A 15,306-nucleotide genomic window follows, 5' to 3' on the forward strand; every position below is an offset into this window, starting at 1 on the left:
GCTCCGTCCTCGGCCAGATCGGCTACATGGCGCACGCCCCGCTGCTCTACGACGAGATGACCGGTCTGGAGAACCTGCGCTACTTCGCGGGGCTGTATGGAGCTGTGGACGAGGACCGCCTGCGGGAAGCCATCCGTACCGTCGGCCTCGACCCGGATCTCGACCGCTACGTCGGACAATACTCGCAAGGCATGCGCCAGCGCCTCTCGCTGGCTCGCGCCACGCTGAACGATCCAAAGCTGCTGCTGCTCGACGAGCCGTTCTCCAACCTCGATCCGCAGTCGTCGCAGGCGATGTCGCGCCTGCTGGGCGCGATGCGCGACGGCGGCAAGACCGTCCTGGTCGTCACTCATCAGGTCGCCCACGTCGCGGAGATCGCCGACGAATCGATCTGGATGTCGGCGGGCAAGGTCGCAGACCACCAGCCCGGGATCGCCGCCGTCCACATTTCCGGTAGAGACGCCCGTCAGGGCGTCTCAGTGGAGTCCGGCACATGAACACCGCCTCCGTCCTGCGCGCCACCCTCACCAAAGACCTCCGCCTGGAGTGGCGCTCCAAGGACGCCATCAACTCCATGCTGTTCTTCGCCCTGCTGGTAGTGGTGATCTTCAGCTTCGCCTTCGAGCCGACCGCCGAGGAGGCGCAGCGCATCACCGGCGGGCTGATGTGGGTGGCGTTCCTCTTTGCCGCAGTGGTTGCGCTCAACCAGACCTGGGCGCGCGAACTGCGCAACCAGGTGCTCGACGCCTACCGCGTCTCGCCCGCGCCCGGCGCTTCGCTGTTCCTCGCCAAGACCATCGGCAACTTCCTCTTCGTCATCGTGCTGGAGTGCCTGATGGCGCCGCTGTTCGTGGTGTTTTACAACCTCCGCAGCATCGGACCGGAGTATCAGCTGGCGCTGGCCGCCGTCCTCGGCACCTGGGCGCTGGTGGTGAATGGCACGTTCTTTGCCGCCATGTCGCTGCGCACCCGGGCCCGCGAGATCATGCTGCCCCTGCTGCTGTTCCCCATCTCCATCCCCGCGCTGCTGGCCATGGTCAGCGCCACTACCGCTACCCTGACCGGCGAATCCTCGCCCGTGCTCGCTCTCGAGTTCCTCGCCGTCTACGACCTTGTGTTCACCATCATCTGCCTGCTACTGTTCGACACGGTCTTGCACGCCGAATGAGAACCGCATTCGTCATTTTCTCCGTACTCGTCTTCGTCCTGCTGAGCAACGGCCTGTACCAGGCCCTGGTGGCCGCTCCCACCGAGGCCACCATGGGTGACGTCCAGCGCATCTTCTATTACCACGTGCCATCGGCCTGGACCGCCTTCCTCTGCTTCATCGCCAACTTCGTGGCATCCATCATTTATCTGCTGAATCGGAACGAGAAGCTGGACGCCTTCGCGCTCTCCGCGGCCGAAGTCGGCGTTGTCTTCTGCACGGTGGTGCTGCTGACCGGCCCCATCTGGGCGCGGCCGGTGTGGGGCATCTGGTGGACCTGGGACGCGCGCCTGACCTCGACCCTGGTCCTGTGGCTGATCTACGTCAGCTATCTCGTTCTTCGACGCTATGCCACCGGCAGCCAGACTGCGGTGCTTGCCGCAGCGCTGGCGATCTTCGGCTTTCTGGACGTGGTCTTTGTGTACATGGCGATCCGCTGGTTCCGCACCCAACATCCTCAGCCGGTGGTGGGCGGCGGGCAGGGCTCGGGCATCGACCCGCACATGCTCCACGCCCTGCTGATGAACTTCCTGGCCTTCGCCGCCTATGGGACGCTGTTGCTGTGGCTCCGTTACAAGCTGGAGCGGACTCGCCACATGGTGGAAGCGGTGCATGTCTCGAAGGCCGTCGCCGGGGAGGGCCGATGAACAAAACCTACTTCCTTTACGCCGCGTATGTCGTGACCTGGATGGTGCACATCACTTATCTGGCGCTGCTGGGACGCAAAGCCGCCCGCCTGCGGCGGGAGATCGAAGACCTCAAGCGGCAGCCATGACTCCGGGCACGCGCGCCGTCTTGCGGGTCATCGCCAGCGCGTTCTTCATCTTCTTTCTTGGATTCCTTGGCATCTCCGCGCCCATGTACTGGAGCCAGTACAAGATCCTGCGCACCTGGCCCGCGGCCGACGCCGAAGTCACCAGCTGCCGGGTGCTGGTGCTCGAGAGCCCGAGCGGCCCGTTGCACGACATCGAGGTGCGGTTCGCCTTTTCGGTGATTGGCCGCCCCTACGCCGGCGTCATCCACTCCAACCACCTCAGCACCAGCCGCGACCGCAAGGAGAAACAGGCCGCCGGATTTCCCGTGGGCAGCCATCACCAGATCCGCTACAACCCCGCCGATCCGAGCGACGTCCGGGCGCGGGTCGGCTACAACCTCCACTTTTTCGCCGTGCCCATCTTCGTCTCCGGGGTCGGCGCCATCTTCTTAGTTATCGGCTTGGTGATTTGGGTGGCTTCCTCCCGTCACTAACTGCCGCTGCGACTGAGGACCTGGTATTCCCTTAACGAAAAAAATCCCCCGGTCTCTGCCGGGGGGAACAGGAATCGATACCAAGCTACTTCTTGGTGTCGTCCTTCTTCGTTTCCTTTTCGGAAGACTTGGCGGCGGCCTTCTCGGTCGTCTTGGTTGTCTTAGCTTCTGTCTTCTCGGTCTTAGCTTCGGTCTTGGCCGCAGCCTTCTTGCCCTTGGTCTTGGCTGCAGTCTTAGTTGTCTTCGACTCGGTCTTAGCTTCGGTCTTGGCCGCCTTGGTATCCTTGGCGGCGGTCTTGGTGTCCTTCTTCTCTTCCTTCTTCTCGTCCACCGCGAAGGCCGGCATCGACAGGCTCATGGCCACGGCCAAGGCGAACAGGATGGTAGGAACCTCTTCATAGCGAACAACCTCCTTTACAAGCAGCAGTATGGATATCCAGACACCATCCTGCCCAAGGGGCGCGGATGCAATAAGAACTGGCTGTCCGGAAGCGTGCAGGACTTACCCTCGAAACCCTGCTGCGTCAAGCACTCAAAAAGAAGAAGACCGGGCGGGTGCCTGGCCCCGAAAGACCCAAGGTTCATTGCCGCCTGGTGACTTTGAAGTCCACTGCTTCCAGTTCGCTCGCCTTGTCTTTCTCCGCCACGAAGGTGGCGGTCTTCTCCAAGTAGGGATTGGTCAGCGTCATCTGGCTGATGATGTAGCTGACGCTGCCGTCACCATAGACCTCCTTCACCCCGCGCACCCCGGTGGCGAGATAGGGGATGCCGCCCCAGACCACGATGAAGGGCCGATTCTTGTCGATGCCATCGACGACCCCGGTCGCTCCCGGAACGCCGACCGAGGACTTGATAGTGATCCTGGTGCCGTCGTCCAGGGTGTAGTCGCCATCGATGGCCGCGGCCATGGTGGCGGCGCTGGGGACCTTGGCCAGGCAACGGGTGTTCCCAAAGGTCTTGTCTACCCAGTACTCGGCGTCGAAAGGAACGCCTTTGGAGGCGAGCATCTCTGCCACCACCACCCCCCAACCCCAATCGGCACATTGATCCTTAGTGGGCGGGGCCTTCGTCTTGGGAGGAGCCGCCGCTGGCGCCGGCGGCGTAAATGGGTCGGCCTTGCCCTTGCTGGGCTTGGCGGGCTTCTCCGGCTTCGCCGCTTCCCCCACTACGCTGATGCCGCCGCTCAGCCCTTCCAGGTCGTCGTTGGTGTAGACCCGGGGCTTCTTGGGGGGCTCGTTCTGCTGCGCCGGAAGCGCAGCCGGGAGCAGACCAAGGAGGATGATCCACGCGATTGCAACTCTCATTCCGTACTCCAGCGCCATACCCGGCGCAATGGCCTTTTCGGGGGAGTGATTCTCGACTCTAGGACGGTGGCGCCAGGGGGTCAAGGGGATCCCGCATCCAGTAGGTCATGGCCCCTGTAACAATGTCACACCACAGCGTGACCGCTCTCACGAACGCATGTCCCTTCCCCGCCTAGAATCGTTGAGGGAGTGCTTCGTCCATGGACGTAGCTGTCGAACTCGCGCCGGGCGTTTCCGAGCGGTTGAGGGCTCTGGGACGGCTGGTGGGCAACACGCCCCTGCTGGCCATCGAGTTCCGCTTCCGCGGCCGCACCCGTGTGCTCTACGCCAAGTCGGAGCACATGAACCTGACCGGCAGCATCAAGGACCGCATGGCGCTGCACATCCTGCACCGCGCCTACCGCGACCAGCTCATCCGCCCCGGCGATGCCATCGTCGAGGCCAGCAGCGGGAACACCGGCATCTCCTTCGCCGCCCTCGGCCGCGCCCTGGGACATCCGGTCATCATCTTCATGCCTGAATGGATGAGCCGCGAGCGGCTTGACCTGGTCCGCAGTTTCGGGGCCGAGGTGGTTGCCGTCAGTCACCAGCAGGGCGGGTTCCTGGGGGCGATCCGCAGGGCCGAGGACTACGCCGCCGCGCACCCCAACGTCTTTCTTCCCCACCAGTTCTCGAACCAGGCCAATACCGAGGCGCACGAGAAGACCACCGGCCCCGAGCTGTGGTGGCAATTGCGCTTCGAAGGCCTGGCCCCGGATGCTTTTGTCGCCGGCACGGGCACCGGCGGGACGGTGATGGGCGTCGGCAGGTTCCTGCGCGGCAAGAGCAAGGCGGTGCGAGTGCATCCCCTGGAGCCGGCCGAATCTCCGACCCTCTCCACCGGATGCCACGTCGGAAACCATCGCATCCAGGGGATTTCCGACGAGTTCGTGCCCTCCATCCTGGAGCTGCAAACCCTCGACGAAGTCATCAGCGTGCATGACGGCGACGCCATCCTGATGGCGCAGAAGCTGGCGGCTGAACTTGGGGTTGCGGTCGGCATCTCCTCGGGGGCAAACTTCCTGGGCGCCCTGAAGGCGCAGGAAAGGCTCGGCCCGGATGCGGTCGTGGCCACCGTCTTTGCCGACGATAACAAGAAGTATCTCAGCACCGACCTGCTGCGGCAGGAGCCGGTGGGCGACGGATATCTGAGCGCGGAGGTCGAACTCATCGGCCTTCGCGCCTACAAGCGCGTATGCGAATTCTGCTGCGAGGTGTACGATGGCCCGCAACCGGCCCCGCGCTGAACAAGCTCGAACGTTTGTTTCGAGGGAAGTTGCTGTAACTGTTCATCTGGAGGAGACGTGAAGACTTACAAAGCCATTGCCATCCTGCTCGGCTTGACTCTTGTGTTCGTGGTTGGCTCCACCCTGTTCGCGGCCGACAAGCAACCGAAGGATACCTACATCCTGAAGGGCGCGCCCATGGGCGGAGTCAAGTTCGATCACAAGGCGCACGTGGCCAACGCGGACAAGAAGTGCGAGACCTGCCACCACGCGTCCAAGACCGAGAAGCCATCCACAGCGGCGCAGCAAGCCTGCACCGACTGCCACACTTCAACCGCCACCGCGCCCATGAAGACCAAGCTTCAAGCGGCGTTCCACGACCCCACGGCCAAGAAGGGCACCTGCATCGATTGCCATGCCAAGGCAGTCGCGGCCGGCAAGAAGGCCCCCACCAAGTGCATGGAGTGTCACAAGAAAGAAAACGTTTAAGCCGGATCTGAATGAACACCAGGGGCGCGCCCAGCGCCCCTGTTCTTCTTACTTCCACTCCGAGCGCAGGATTCCGTAGTTCTCCAGGTCAAGCAGCTCGCCCCATTTCTTGATGTGCTGGCGGGAGCAGCCTTCGTGTTTCATGCCGAGCTTTTGCAGCACGCGCGCCGAGGCCGGGTTCCCTTCGAAGTGGTGGGCGAAGATGCGCTGCAACTTGAGCTCGCGGAAGCCGAAGTCCAGCACTGCGCGGGCGGCTTCGGTGGCGTAGCCGCGGCCCCAGTAGGGGACGCCGATCCAATAGCCCAGTTCGGCGCGGGGATGGACGGCGTCGGGATGCAGCCCCACCGCGCCGCAGAGCTCGCCTGAAGCGAACAGGGTGATGGCGAAGGAATAGCCGAAGCTCTTCTCCGCCCGCAGCCTCAAGAAGGTCTCGGCGTCGGCTGCGGTGTAGGGATGGGGGATGCGCAGGGTATTGGCGGCCACCTCGCGCGCGCCCGCCAGGCGCACGATGTCGGGGATGTCCGCGCGCCGGAAATCGCGCAGCAGCAGCCGTTCCGTCCGCAGCTCGGGATGGTGCATGGGCAGTCCCTTTTTCAGGAAGCTAAACGATTGCTAGGTCCCGCGCAAACCGCAGCGAACTAACTCAGGACCAGGCGCTGCCGCACGGCGTGGTTGGCCAGGAGATTGGCCTCGCGGTTGTGCTCCCGCGGGATGTGGGCGATGGAGAAGCGCAGCGAGCGCGCCAGCTTGCGGCAGGTCCAGTGCAGGGAATACAGGCGCGAGCTGCGGCAGGCGTATTCCCCCGTCATCTGCCGCACCACGACCTGGGAATCGGAGAAGACGTGCAGGGTCCTGGCCTTGAGGGCGACGGCGTGCTGCAGCGCTTCGAGCAGGGCGACGTACTCGGCCACGTTGTTGTCCTGGTGGCCGATCCACTTGGCGATCTTGATGTGCTCGCCGGCGGGAACCTGGATCACGACCCCAATGCCCGACGGCCCCGGGTTCCCGTGGGAGCCGCCGTCCACATAGGCTACGAGATCGGACATTTCACTCCTGCTGGACTCACAATGGCCCAACCCGCGTTCCTGGTCAAGATGCTTGTAAGGTCCCTAGAGTTGGGCTCTTACGCGGATGTCTGTGGAAAAGACTGTGAAAATCAGGTGTCCAGCGATGTCCCCTGCTTCAAACCCGCATTCTTACTGGTTCCTCCGGAGCAGCGTCGGGCAGAAAAGTTTTCGTAGTTTGCACCAATCTCGGGCATTGACAATCGAGCTTTCGCGTTTAGTATCGCGTGCGTCGACGGTCGAAAGGGTTGGCGTCCACACTAGTCGCCAGTCCGAAGTAGGCCGGGTGACCGGCTCCAGCGGGGCGACCCGTTGGACCCCCGGACCCGAAAAATCCGGCAGACCTTGCGAGGGGCCGCCGGGGTTCGGAACTGCGAAAGCAGTGGTTACATCAGGGGCTGTGACGGTGCGTGTGTCCACGCTGTTGACTCCCTCGCAGGAGTTGGCGGCTAGACCATAACCAATGTCACGGCCCTTTTGATTTTTCCGCGATTCCGACCTGCGCCCACCCTCCCCCGCTACCGCTCTTCGGCCTGGTCGGATTCCTCGGCACGGGCGCGCCGCCGCCGCGGCTTCCACCTCGGAGTCCCACCCCCTTCTCGGTCTTCCAGGTGCTTCTTGCGCACGTGTTGCATGAAGCGGCTCAACATCCGGTCCAACGCCGTGGCATCTTCGGCGATGAACACCAACGGGCACTCGGAACACTTCCAGGCACGGGGTGAAACCTGGGTTAGGAATGCGTGTCCAGCAGCCATGGACCCTCCGGTTCGATTGGGCGCCCTTCTCTCTCCTGGCGCTTTCATGACGATGGACTCTTGAGAGTCAGCTACGGGGCGGATCAGGCCAGGGGCGGGGAGTGGTTGCCGCTAGCCTGGGACCAGGCGCATGCGCGTACCGTCGGCCGGTCGGATGCCACACATTCTGCAGGGCAATGCAGCCTGAAGGTGAACTGCGGCGCCGCGGCCAGCGACGGAGCGTCCAGGGCACAGGACTGGTGGGTCTGTCTCTGCTTCGCCGGCGGGCAGAGCAGCGACTGCAGTTCGCCTGGTAACAGCTCCTGGGCGTACTCATCGTCCAGCGAAACCATCGGGAAGAACAGGGCCAGCACCAGGGCCAGGGAAAGCAATTGCGGGACCCGGGATGCTCCAGAGACCCGCTGCTGCAGGCAATGCATGACCGCGGCCACGGTCAGCAGCAGCCACAGGAGATCGAGCGATCCTCCGACGCTGACCCGTCCGGCCGCGACCAAGTAGGCGGCGGTCAGGGGGGCAAACGCGAGGATGGCGTGGCGGGCCTGGATCCGGGCCTTGCGCAAACGGCGATGCACGCTTCCCCCTTGCGCCCAGCGGGTGCTGGAGGCGGGATTGTGACCGTTCCCCTTCCCCCTAGCAGTGTCCGCCGTCACAGTTTGCTGTGACGCGAGCTACAGGACCCGATACGGGGATGGTGACGACGGAGGACTTGTGGTCGTGAAAAAGTATGGCGCGCCCGGGGTGATTCGAACACCCGACCTATTGCTCCGGAGGCAATCGCTCTATCCAGCTGAGCTACGGGCGCGCTCTTGCGTGACGTCCCTATTCTAGCAAAGCTGTGGCGAACGGCCTCTCCCGGTGCCGGCGATCGATTGTAACCATTTCCCCGACGCCGAACTCTATGCTCGCAGGGCGTCATTTCGATAGGCGGAGGGCGGCTGTCGTGATAGGCTTTTCCGCCGCCGACCGGCCGTGGGGGATCTTGCCGGTGTGGCGCCCGTGGCTGCCGTGGCCGCAGGCCGCGGACATGGAGCTCCGACCCGTCTTAGATCCCCGACAGGAGGGAATGCCGATGAAGAAGCTGTGCGTAGTTATGGTGCTGGTGCTCGCGTTGGGAGCTCTCGCCTTCGGGGGCAGCAGTGGCAAGGCCGGAAGCTGGACGGGATGGATCAGTGACGCCAAGTGCGGCGCGAAAGTGGATCCTGCCTGCGCCAAGAAGTGCATCGAGGCCGGCGAGAAGGCCGTGTTCGTCAGCGACAAGGACAAGACCGTGTATCCCATCGCCAATCAGGACGCAATCAAGGGCCATGGCGGCCATCACGTCACCGTCAAGGGGAGCATGGACAACAACACCCTTACCGTCTCCAGCGTCACCATGGAAAAAGACCAGACCATGAAGTAAGCCGGCCCAGATCGTATCAGCAGCGCAGGGCTTGGGTCCTGCGCTTGTTTTTTCTGTGGTTGCGCGTCAGGCAGCCGCTTACTTCAGGATCTCCGATTGAGCCGTAGCCGGTTTCTCCTGCTCGACGCGGATCTTCCCGCTCTCATCGCTGTAGAAAGCGCGGTGCTCGGCATCGAATCGCTTGGGGATCAAGCCCAGCGAGAAACCGTCCTTGGTGCCGCCGAAATGGACGGTGTAATCCCCGCGGTCGGTGTTGGTCATGCGCTTGGTGAACGACCCGGAGTGGACCAGCGCCGCCAACGACGTTGCGTAGCCGCCGTGCTTCTTCCGGTACTCGCGCTGGGCGCTGAGGACGGTGCGCATATAGCCGAGCGCGGCCGCCTCCGCGTTGGAGTGCGCCGGGTCGCCGGGGAACTTCGGGGTGTAGGCGGTCTGGGCCGCAGCCGCCCAGACCGCGAGGAGCAGGAACACTGCCAGCCATCGCATGCGCGTCCTCCATTAGTACTAGTACCTTAGGACATTGTCCTATTGACCCTATGCCATTTGGCGTGCGGTCCAAAGAACGATATGCTACGCGCGGAATCGGGGAACCACACGATGAAAACTGCTACGCAAAAGAAACCCATCATCCGCATCGCCGTGGTCGAAAGTGATCCGCTCCGTTTCGTGGGTTTCCGCGCCCTGTTCGATTCGGAGCCGGAGTTCGAGCTGGTTTCGGCGTCGATCACCGACCTGACCGGGCGCGAGAACATCGACCTGGTGCTGCTGGGAAGCCGCAGCGGCCAGAACCTGTTCGACGTCATGGCCAGCCTGAAAGCCATCCGGCCCGATCTGCGCATCATCGTGACCGGCGCCGGGGCCGACGACGAGACCATCCTCAAGGCCCTGGCCGCGGGCGCCAAGGGGTACGTGGACGAAGCCGCGACCCCGCAGGAATTCGTCCAGGCCATCCGCATCGTCCACCAGGGCTCGGTGTGGGCGCCGCGGCGCGTTCTCTCCATCTTCATCGAGCGCGTCACCTCCTCTCCGGGACGCATCTTCCCCGCCGGCCGCGTGACCTTCACCGACCGGGAGAAGGAGGTGCTGGAACTGCTGGTCGCCGGCCGTTCCAACAAGGAGATCGGGGCCGCGCTGGGCATCGAAGAACGTACCGTCAAGGCCCACGTGGCGAAATTGATGCGTAAAGTGGGGGTGCAGAACCGCATCGCCCTATCGGTCCACGCCATCACCCACTCCATGGTGTCGGCGAAGTAATCGCCGCAAGGCGGCGCTAACCAGTGGGTAACTGCCCAGGGGTACATGTCCGTTCCGCTCTCAGGGGGCGCGACTTCGGTTACGTTGCCGGGGCATCGCCGGCGGGCGATACTGCCCGCACCTACCACAGAACCTGGGAGACAAGGGTTGAGGCTGGCAAAGAGGGTCGCCAGCCTCAACCCTCTCATTTTTCCTGTACTAATCCGACCGACAACCTGGCTAACCCGCAATCGCTTACCCTGCTTCTAAAGAATGGGTATCCTACTGTTTCCCAGGAAAGGGGTTCTGATGAAAAGAATACTCACCGTGTTGCTGCTGTTCCTGCTCACCGGCGCCGCCCTGGCCGCTGACAACCGCGAGAAGGTGATCGGCCGTCTGGACGCGGCCGCCACCATCATGGACGAGATCATGGCTGCTCCCGACAAGGGCATTCCCGAGGAGGTCCTCGGTTCGGCGGACTGCGTGGCCATCGTGCCCTCGTTCCTCAAGGGCGGATTCGTGGTCGGAGGCGCGTACGGCAAAGGTGTGGCTACATGTCGCACCCCGCAAGGCTGGAGCGCTCCGGCCTTCTTCCGCATGGAAGGCGGAAGCTTCGGGCTGCAGATCGGCGGCGAGGCCGCCGACCTGGTCATGCTCATCATGAACGAGAAAGGGATGCAGCACCTGATGTCGAGCAAGTTCCAGTTGGGGGTGGACGCCGCCGCCGTGGCTGGCCCAGTCGGGCGCCACGCCGAAGGCGACACCGACTGGAAGCTGCGCGCCGAGGTCTTGACCTACTCGCGTTCCCGCGGACTCTTCGCCGGCATCTCGCTCAAAGGCAATACCCTCCGCCAGGACAAGGATGACACCCGCGCGTTCTATGGACGCATGGTCCCCTTCCGCACCAGCCTGACGGGAAAGATCGCCCCGCCCGCCGAGGCGCACACCTTCCTGGCGGCGGTCTCCAAGTACGCCATCCGGGCCTCCGGCGAAAAGCCGGCCCAGCCCGCTCCCAAGCCGGAACCCGCGGCCCAGCCGGCTCCCCAGCCGCAGGCCACCAAACAATAGCTCCGCAGCTCCGCGCGGTGAGAAAAAGGGCTTCGATTCTCGAAGCCCATTTTCTTCCCGATCATGAGTACTCAGTGCTTGTGCTCGTGCTGATGCTCCCCGCCGCCCGATGCTTTTCCTTTCGGCGTAGCTACCCCTTTCCCGTGCTCGTGTTCGTGTTCCTCCTCGACTTCCTTGTAGATCGCGGGCGCGCCCAAGCTGCCTGCAGGCGGCAGGTTCCGGATATAACGCACCACCAGCCACATCTCGTTCTCGTCCAGGATACCGTTCCAGGCCGGCATGCCGGAGGGCCCGATGCCGTTCTGCACAATCCACTTCAACTGCCCATCGCTGTAGGCCTGGACGTCCTTGGAGGCCAGGTCGGGGACGGGCGGGTCCATCTTCATGGCGAACGGGACGCCGGTGGCGTGGCCGTCCAGGCCGTGGCAGATCATGCAGTGATGCTGGAAGTGCTCGGCGCCTTGCTTGACGCTCTCCGGCGTATCGGGCGTGGGATTCTTCCAGTCCTTGCCGCCGATGGTAATCTTCTGCTTCACCTCGCGGGCGACGGCACTCTCCAGATTCCCCGGCCCGCTGACTTTGCATCCCGCGATCGCGGCCAACGCTGCCAGAGACAGGACAAACAGGACTCGTCTCATTCTCACCTTCCCCCCAAAGGACCGGCGCACATTCTAAACAGAGTGCGCGTCCGGGGGAAGGTTTCGCGTTTGACAACGATTTTTCGCCGATGCTACCGTCCCTTCTTCCCTCACGATGCGACGCAAGCTCGAGTACGCGCCCGTGTGGCTGTTAGTGAAGGTGCTGGGCGCGCTGCCGCGTCCTCTGTCGCGGGCCCTGGCCATCACCCTCGCCCACGCCGTGTACTGGCTGCACCCGCGGTTGCGCAAAGTGGGTCTGCGCAACCTGGAGATCGCCTTTCCCGAGAAGAGCCCGGCCGTGCGGCGGCGCATCCTCAAAGGCACATTCACCAGCTTGGGCCGCCAGCTGGCGGAATTCTGCCTGTTCCCGCGCTATACGCGGGAGAACGCCTCCCGCGTCATCCTCTACGACGGATTTGAGAACTACGATAGCGCGCACCGCCGCGGTAAGGGCGTCATCTTTCTGACCGCCCATTTCGGCGGCTGGGAGTTGAGTTCGTTCTTCCACTCCCTGACCGGCCACCCGCTGCACATCGTTGTCCGGCCGCTCGACAATCCGTACCTTGACGCACTGGTGGACCGCTACCGCACCTTGCACGGGGCCAGCAGCTTTGGCAAGCAGGACTTTGCCCGCGGCCTGATCGCCGCCATGCGCGCGGGAGAGTCGGTGGGCATCCTCGCCGACCAGAACGTCATGCCGGAAGGCGGGGTGTTCGTGGATTTTTTCGGCAAGCCGGCCTGCACCGCTGCCGGCCCGGCGCGGGTGGCCCTGCGCACCGACGCCGCCGTGCTCCCCACCTTCACCATCTGGGACGCGCAGATCGGCCGCTATCGCTTGCGCTTCGATCCGCCGCTGCCGCTCGTCCGCAGCGGCGACGACGAGGCCGATGCCGCCGCCAACACCGCCGCCTTCACCAAGGCGATCGAGAATTACGTCCGGCGCTATCCTGAGCAATGGCTGTGGGTGCACCGGCGATGGAAGACCCGTCCCCCCGGCGAACCATCCCTGTACTGAGCGGAGAGTGGCTCATCCGGGCGCGGAACTTGATACCATTCCGCACGCCATGAAACATACCTTGAGATCGCTTGCCGAAGCCTCTGGGGCGAGGATCGTCGGCGACCCTGCCCGCGAGATCCAGGGAATCGCCAGCATCGAGTCCGCGACCGCCGACGACATCGTCTTTGCCGACGACCAGGAACGCTTCCAACGCGCGCTTGCTTCCAAGGCGGGCGCCGTCGTCGCGGGAGAGTTCGCCACTGGCGCCGCTGGCGCCAAGCCGCTGCTGATCGGGCGCCAGCCCCGCATCGTCTTCTCGCGCGTGGCCGCGGTGATCCAGCCCCGGCGGCGGCCCGAACCCGGCATTCACTCGACCGCCATCGTCCACGACCTGCACGGCATCGGCAAACTGGTGCGCATCGGCCCGCACGTGGTCATCGGCGAGAACACCACGGTGGCGGACCGCGCCAGCATCGCCGCCGGCACCTACGTCGGGGCCAACGCCAAGATCGGGGCCGACACCCACATCGGCGCCAACGTCACCGTCTATTCCGGCACCATCCTCGGCGAGCGCTGCGTGATCCACGCCGGCGCGGTGCTGGGCAGCGACGGCTTCGGCTACATCCGCAACCAGGAGACCGGCCGCTACGAGAAGTTTCCGCAGGTGGGCCGGCTCATCATCGGCGACGACGTCGAGATCGGCGCCAATGCCACCATCGACCGCGGCGCGCTCGACGCCACCATCATCGGCAACGGGGTGAAGATCGATAACCTGGTGCACGTGGCCCACAACGTCATCATCGGCGAGAACGTGGTGATCGCTGCCCAGACCGGCATCTCCGGCAGCTCCGCCATCGAGCACGACGTGGTCATCGCCGGGCAGGTGGGCATTGCCGACCACGTGGTCATCGAAGCCGGGGCCGTCCTCGGCGCGCAGTGCGGCATCCCGACCAAGAAAGTCATCCGCGGCAAGGGCGAGACCTTCTGGGGCACGCCCGCGCGGCCCCTGCGCGGCTACCTGAAGGAGCTGGCCGCCCTGGCCCGCCTGGCGAAGAAGGAGCCCTGATGGCCATCGTGGTGGTGGGCGGGCACTCCCGCAGCGTGGGCAAAACCAGCGTGGTGGCAGGCCTCATCGCCGCCTTGCCCGAGCTGCGCTGGACCGCGGTGAAGATCACCCAATTCGGCCACGGCATCTGCGCCAACGGCTCGGATTGCGACTGCGCGAGCGACGTCCATACGCATCGCATCGAAGAGGAGCGCGACCGCAGCGGCGAGAGCGACAGCTCGCGGTTCCTGGTGGCGGGCGCCGAGCGCTCGCTGTGGGCACGCACTAAGCAGGGACGGTTGGCCGAGGCCATGCCGGATCTGCGGCGCGCGCTGACCGGCGCTCAAAACGTCATCATCGAATCCAACAGCGTGATGCAGTTCCTGCGTCCCGACCTCTATCTCACCGTGCTGGATTACGCCAACAAGGACTTCAAGGCTTCGGCCCGAACATTCCTCGACCGGGCGTCGGCGGTGATCCTGAACGAGCCGGCAGGGCGGAGTCCCGTCTGGGAAGATGTCTCGCTGAAATTGATCCAGGGAAAACCGGTGTTTCGGGTGCGGCCGCCGCTGTACGTCACGCCGGAGATCGTAGAGTTTGTGCGCCGGCGCCTGGCTCCGCTCCGGGCGGCCCGCTGATCCCCACCTAGCCCACCTGATAGAGCTGCTCTCCTGCTTTGACCTCGACCTCCAGCTCCACCTTTCCGTACTGGCTGAAGTACTTGAGAGTGCGGCGGTAGCAGCGCTGGTGCTCCAGGTCGAAGGCGATGCACGACTCGATAGGCAGGGAATAGATATGCAGGCTGATCGCGCCCGCCCTGGCCGGGTCGGTGTTCTCGATCTGGTGGATGGTCTGCAGCTTGTCCACAGTGGAGATGCCGCCATCCACGTGGCAATGCTCGGTGGCGCAGCGCTCCAGCTCGATGCGCGTGGCCCCGCCCAGACAGTCGATGCCCACCACGTTCTGGTTCTCCGGCGCGTTGCAGCTCAGATACTTGTAGTTGTGGACGGCCAGCTCTCCCTGAGCGATGTCCATCCAGCCGAGCTGGCCGTTGTGCGTATGGACCGCGGTCTTCTGCCCGGGCTTCCAGCAGATGATCATCACCTCGAACAGCTTGTCGCGATAGATCAGGTTGCGGGTATAGAAGTCGTCGCGGAAAAAGCTGTAAGGCCGCAGGGAATCGGCGCTCAGGCGGTTGGCGTCCACGAATTTGCGCACCTCTTCCTTGGTGATGAGGTGCGCCTCGAATCGCTTGAGCCCTTCCACCAGGTCTTCGACGGTGGTACGCAGCGGGTGGGACATTCGCTAGAGAATAGCCTCGGCTCTGTAGGATGACAAGAGCGCATCCGGTAGGATGTTCATCCGGCAGAAAAGCGTTGCTGCCGCTTGCACATGCGCGACTTCGAGATCCTCTTCGACCACAGCGAGCCCGCCGCACTGGACGACCCGGCCTACCGTCCCTACGGGCCGCTCGGCTTTCCCGAGCCGCCCGTGGAACGCCCGTGGACGTTTTCCAACTTCGTGCAGTCGCTCGACGGCATCGCCTCGCTGAGGGGGAAGTACGCCTCGGGCTCGCACATCGCGCCGTCGGTCG

23 protein-coding genes and 1 tRNA gene are annotated in these 15,306 nt (G+C 64.1%); 14 read left to right on the plus strand and 10 right to left on the minus strand.

Going from position 1 to position 15,306, the window contains the following annotated elements; all coding sequences use genetic code 11:
* From VMS96_12990 to VMS96_13010, 5 genes are all read left to right on the plus strand, one after another.
* Positions 1-497 (plus strand): ABC transporter ATP-binding protein (locus VMS96_12990; protein ID HVP44343.1); only part of this gene is annotated, 497 nt, incomplete at its 5' end.
* On the plus strand, positions 494-1,168 hold the full coding sequence (locus VMS96_12995; GenBank protein ID HVP44344.1) for a heme exporter protein CcmB: 675 nt from the start codon (positions 494-496) through the stop codon (positions 1,166-1,168). The genes VMS96_12990 and VMS96_12995, both read left to right, overlap by 4 nt.
* A complete protein-coding gene (ccsA, locus tag VMS96_13000) occupies positions 1,165-1,854 on the plus strand; it encodes a cytochrome c biogenesis protein CcsA (GenBank protein HVP44345.1) in 690 nt (229 codons plus the stop codon). The genes VMS96_12995 and ccsA overlap by 4 nt, the downstream gene beginning before the upstream one ends.
* Complete coding sequence (locus VMS96_13005; GenBank protein ID HVP44346.1) at positions 1,851-1,982, plus strand: CcmD family protein; 132 nt, start codon at positions 1,851-1,853, stop codon at positions 1,980-1,982. Before ccsA ends, VMS96_13005 begins: the two co-directional genes overlap by 4 nt.
* Positions 1,979-2,455: a DUF3592 domain-containing protein gene (locus tag VMS96_13010; protein HVP44347.1), complete on the plus strand. Its 477-nt coding sequence runs from the start codon at positions 1,979-1,981 to the stop codon at positions 2,453-2,455. The genes VMS96_13005 and VMS96_13010 overlap by 4 nt, the downstream gene beginning before the upstream one ends.
* A gap of 85 nt (positions 2,456-2,540) precedes the next feature.
* On the opposite strand, the gene VMS96_13015 is transcribed toward VMS96_13010, so the two are convergent.
* Complete coding sequence (locus tag VMS96_13015) at positions 2,541-2,801, minus strand: hypothetical protein (GenBank protein HVP44348.1); 261 nt, start codon at positions 2,799-2,801, stop codon at positions 2,541-2,543.
* A 235-nt stretch (positions 2,802-3,036) separates the two neighbouring features.
* Positions 3,037-3,759 carry a hypothetical protein gene (locus tag VMS96_13020; protein HVP44349.1) on the minus strand — a complete coding sequence of 241 codons (723 nt, stop codon included), beginning with the start codon at positions 3,757-3,759 and terminating at the stop codon, positions 3,037-3,039.
* A gap of 200 nt (positions 3,760-3,959) precedes the next feature.
* Between VMS96_13020 and VMS96_13025 the strand changes: the two genes are divergently transcribed.
* Positions 3,960-5,045, plus strand: a complete 1,086-nt coding sequence (locus tag VMS96_13025) for a cysteine synthase family protein (GenBank protein HVP44350.1) — start codon at positions 3,960-3,962, stop codon at positions 5,043-5,045.
* Between the two features lie 57 nt (positions 5,046-5,102).
* On the plus strand, positions 5,103-5,513 hold the full coding sequence (locus tag VMS96_13030; GenBank protein ID HVP44351.1) for a cytochrome c3 family protein: 411 nt from the start codon (positions 5,103-5,105) through the stop codon (positions 5,511-5,513).
* A 48-nt stretch (positions 5,514-5,561) separates the two neighbouring features.
* Here the strand turns inward: VMS96_13030 and VMS96_13035 are convergent, their stop codons facing one another.
* The 5 genes from VMS96_13035 to VMS96_13055 form a co-directional block, all read right to left on the minus strand.
* Positions 5,562-6,092, minus strand: coding sequence for a GNAT family N-acetyltransferase (locus tag VMS96_13035; protein ID HVP44352.1), 531 nt, complete (start codon positions 6,090-6,092; stop codon positions 5,562-5,564).
* Positions 6,093-6,151: 59 nt separating this feature from the next.
* A complete protein-coding gene (locus VMS96_13040; protein ID HVP44353.1) occupies positions 6,152-6,559 on the minus strand; it encodes a ribonuclease HI family protein in 408 nt (135 codons plus the stop codon).
* 536 nt (positions 6,560-7,095) lie between these two features.
* Entirely contained in the window at positions 7,096-7,266 is a 171-nt protein-coding gene (locus VMS96_13045) for a hypothetical protein (GenBank protein ID HVP44354.1), read from the minus strand.
* 149 nt (positions 7,267-7,415) lie between these two features.
* Positions 7,416-7,904: a hypothetical protein gene (locus VMS96_13050; protein HVP44355.1), complete on the minus strand. Its 489-nt coding sequence runs from the start codon at positions 7,902-7,904 to the stop codon at positions 7,416-7,418.
* Positions 7,905-8,057: 153 nt separating this feature from the next.
* A tRNA-Arg gene (locus VMS96_13055) sits at positions 8,058-8,134 on the minus strand.
* A 267-nt stretch (positions 8,135-8,401) separates the two neighbouring features.
* Between VMS96_13055 and VMS96_13060 the strand changes: the two genes are divergently transcribed.
* Positions 8,402-8,731: a hypothetical protein gene (locus VMS96_13060; protein HVP44356.1), complete on the plus strand. Its 330-nt coding sequence runs from the start codon at positions 8,402-8,404 to the stop codon at positions 8,729-8,731.
* A gap of 78 nt (positions 8,732-8,809) precedes the next feature.
* Here the strand turns inward: VMS96_13060 and VMS96_13065 are convergent, their stop codons facing one another.
* Positions 8,810-9,217 carry a hypothetical protein gene (locus tag VMS96_13065; protein HVP44357.1) on the minus strand — a complete coding sequence of 136 codons (408 nt, stop codon included), beginning with the start codon at positions 9,215-9,217 and terminating at the stop codon, positions 8,810-8,812.
* 111 nt (positions 9,218-9,328) lie between these two features.
* Here VMS96_13065 and VMS96_13070 point away from each other — a divergent pair, with 111 nt between their 5' ends.
* Both VMS96_13070 and VMS96_13075 read left to right on the plus strand, forming a co-directional pair.
* On the plus strand, positions 9,329-9,985 hold the full coding sequence (locus tag VMS96_13070; protein HVP44358.1) for a response regulator transcription factor: 657 nt from the start codon (positions 9,329-9,331) through the stop codon (positions 9,983-9,985).
* A gap of 288 nt (positions 9,986-10,273) precedes the next feature.
* Positions 10,274-11,032: a lipid-binding SYLF domain-containing protein gene (locus VMS96_13075; GenBank protein ID HVP44359.1), complete on the plus strand. Its 759-nt coding sequence runs from the start codon at positions 10,274-10,276 to the stop codon at positions 11,030-11,032.
* A 71-nt stretch (positions 11,033-11,103) separates the two neighbouring features.
* Here the strand turns inward: VMS96_13075 and VMS96_13080 are convergent, their stop codons facing one another.
* Positions 11,104-11,670: a cytochrome c gene (locus tag VMS96_13080; protein HVP44360.1), complete on the minus strand. Its 567-nt coding sequence runs from the start codon at positions 11,668-11,670 to the stop codon at positions 11,104-11,106.
* Between the two features lie 115 nt (positions 11,671-11,785).
* Here VMS96_13080 and VMS96_13085 point away from each other — a divergent pair, with 115 nt between their 5' ends.
* The 3 genes from VMS96_13085 (at position 11,786) to VMS96_13095 (ending at position 14,350) form a co-directional block, all read left to right on the plus strand.
* Positions 11,786-12,685, plus strand: coding sequence for a lysophospholipid acyltransferase family protein (locus VMS96_13085; protein HVP44361.1), 900 nt, complete (start codon positions 11,786-11,788; stop codon positions 12,683-12,685).
* Between the two features lie 61 nt (positions 12,686-12,746).
* A complete protein-coding gene (lpxD, locus tag VMS96_13090; GenBank protein ID HVP44362.1) occupies positions 12,747-13,733 on the plus strand; it encodes a UDP-3-O-(3-hydroxymyristoyl)glucosamine N-acyltransferase in 987 nt (328 codons plus the stop codon).
* Positions 13,733-14,350, plus strand: coding sequence for a hypothetical protein (locus VMS96_13095; GenBank protein HVP44363.1), 618 nt, complete (start codon positions 13,733-13,735; stop codon positions 14,348-14,350). The genes lpxD and VMS96_13095 overlap by 1 nt, the downstream gene beginning before the upstream one ends.
* Positions 14,351-14,357: 7 nt before the next feature.
* On the opposite strand, the gene VMS96_13100 is transcribed toward VMS96_13095, so the two are convergent.
* A complete protein-coding gene (locus tag VMS96_13100) occupies positions 14,358-15,014 on the minus strand; it encodes a cysteine dioxygenase family protein (protein ID HVP44364.1) in 657 nt (218 codons plus the stop codon).
* A gap of 90 nt (positions 15,015-15,104) precedes the next feature.
* Between VMS96_13100 and VMS96_13105 the strand changes: the two genes are divergently transcribed.
* On the plus strand, positions 15,105-15,306 hold a 202-nt coding region (locus VMS96_13105; GenBank protein ID HVP44365.1), incomplete at its 3' end, for a hypothetical protein.

Source organism: Terriglobales bacterium (genome assembly GCA_035543055.1).
Classification (GTDB): Bacteria; Acidobacteriota; Terriglobia; order Terriglobales; family Acidobacteriaceae; genus JAIQFD01.

Excerpts from the sequence above, each read along its gene's own strand:
- VMS96_13025 (HVP44350.1), top strand. The coding sequence starts at position 3,960 with ATGGACGTAGCTGTCGAACTCGCGCCGGGCGTTTCCGAGCGGTTGAGG.
- VMS96_13100 (HVP44364.1), bottom strand. The coding sequence starts at position 15,014 with ATGTCCCACCCGCTGCGTACCACCGTCGAAGACCTGGTGGAAGGGCTC.
- VMS96_13040 (HVP44353.1), bottom strand. The coding sequence starts at position 6,559 with ATGTCCGATCTCGTAGCCTATGTGGACGGCGGCTCCCACGGGAACCCG.
- VMS96_13070 (HVP44358.1), top strand. The coding sequence starts at position 9,329 with ATGAAAACTGCTACGCAAAAGAAACCCATCATCCGCATCGCCGTGGTC.
- VMS96_13085 (HVP44361.1), top strand. The coding sequence starts at position 11,786 with ATGCGACGCAAGCTCGAGTACGCGCCCGTGTGGCTGTTAGTGAAGGTG.
- VMS96_12995 (HVP44344.1), top strand. The coding sequence starts at position 494 with ATGAACACCGCCTCCGTCCTGCGCGCCACCCTCACCAAAGACCTCCGC.
- ccsA (HVP44345.1), top strand. The coding sequence starts at position 1,165 with ATGAGAACCGCATTCGTCATTTTCTCCGTACTCGTCTTCGTCCTGCTG.
- VMS96_13060 (HVP44356.1), top strand. The coding sequence starts at position 8,402 with ATGAAGAAGCTGTGCGTAGTTATGGTGCTGGTGCTCGCGTTGGGAGCT.
- VMS96_13020 (HVP44349.1), bottom strand. The coding sequence starts at position 3,759 with ATGAGAGTTGCAATCGCGTGGATCATCCTCCTTGGTCTGCTCCCGGCT.
- VMS96_13005 (HVP44346.1), top strand. The coding sequence starts at position 1,851 with ATGAACAAAACCTACTTCCTTTACGCCGCGTATGTCGTGACCTGGATG.
- VMS96_13010 (HVP44347.1), top strand. The coding sequence starts at position 1,979 with ATGACTCCGGGCACGCGCGCCGTCTTGCGGGTCATCGCCAGCGCGTTC.
- VMS96_13015 (HVP44348.1), bottom strand. The coding sequence starts at position 2,801 with ATGCCGGCCTTCGCGGTGGACGAGAAGAAGGAAGAGAAGAAGGACACC.
- VMS96_13080 (HVP44360.1), bottom strand. The coding sequence starts at position 11,670 with ATGAGACGAGTCCTGTTTGTCCTGTCTCTGGCAGCGTTGGCCGCGATC.
- VMS96_13065 (HVP44357.1), bottom strand. The coding sequence starts at position 9,217 with ATGCGATGGCTGGCAGTGTTCCTGCTCCTCGCGGTCTGGGCGGCTGCG.
- VMS96_13035 (HVP44352.1), bottom strand. The coding sequence starts at position 6,092 with ATGCACCATCCCGAGCTGCGGACGGAACGGCTGCTGCTGCGCGATTTC.
- VMS96_13075 (HVP44359.1), top strand. The coding sequence starts at position 10,274 with ATGAAAAGAATACTCACCGTGTTGCTGCTGTTCCTGCTCACCGGCGCC.
- VMS96_13095 (HVP44363.1), top strand. The coding sequence starts at position 13,733 with ATGGCCATCGTGGTGGTGGGCGGGCACTCCCGCAGCGTGGGCAAAACC.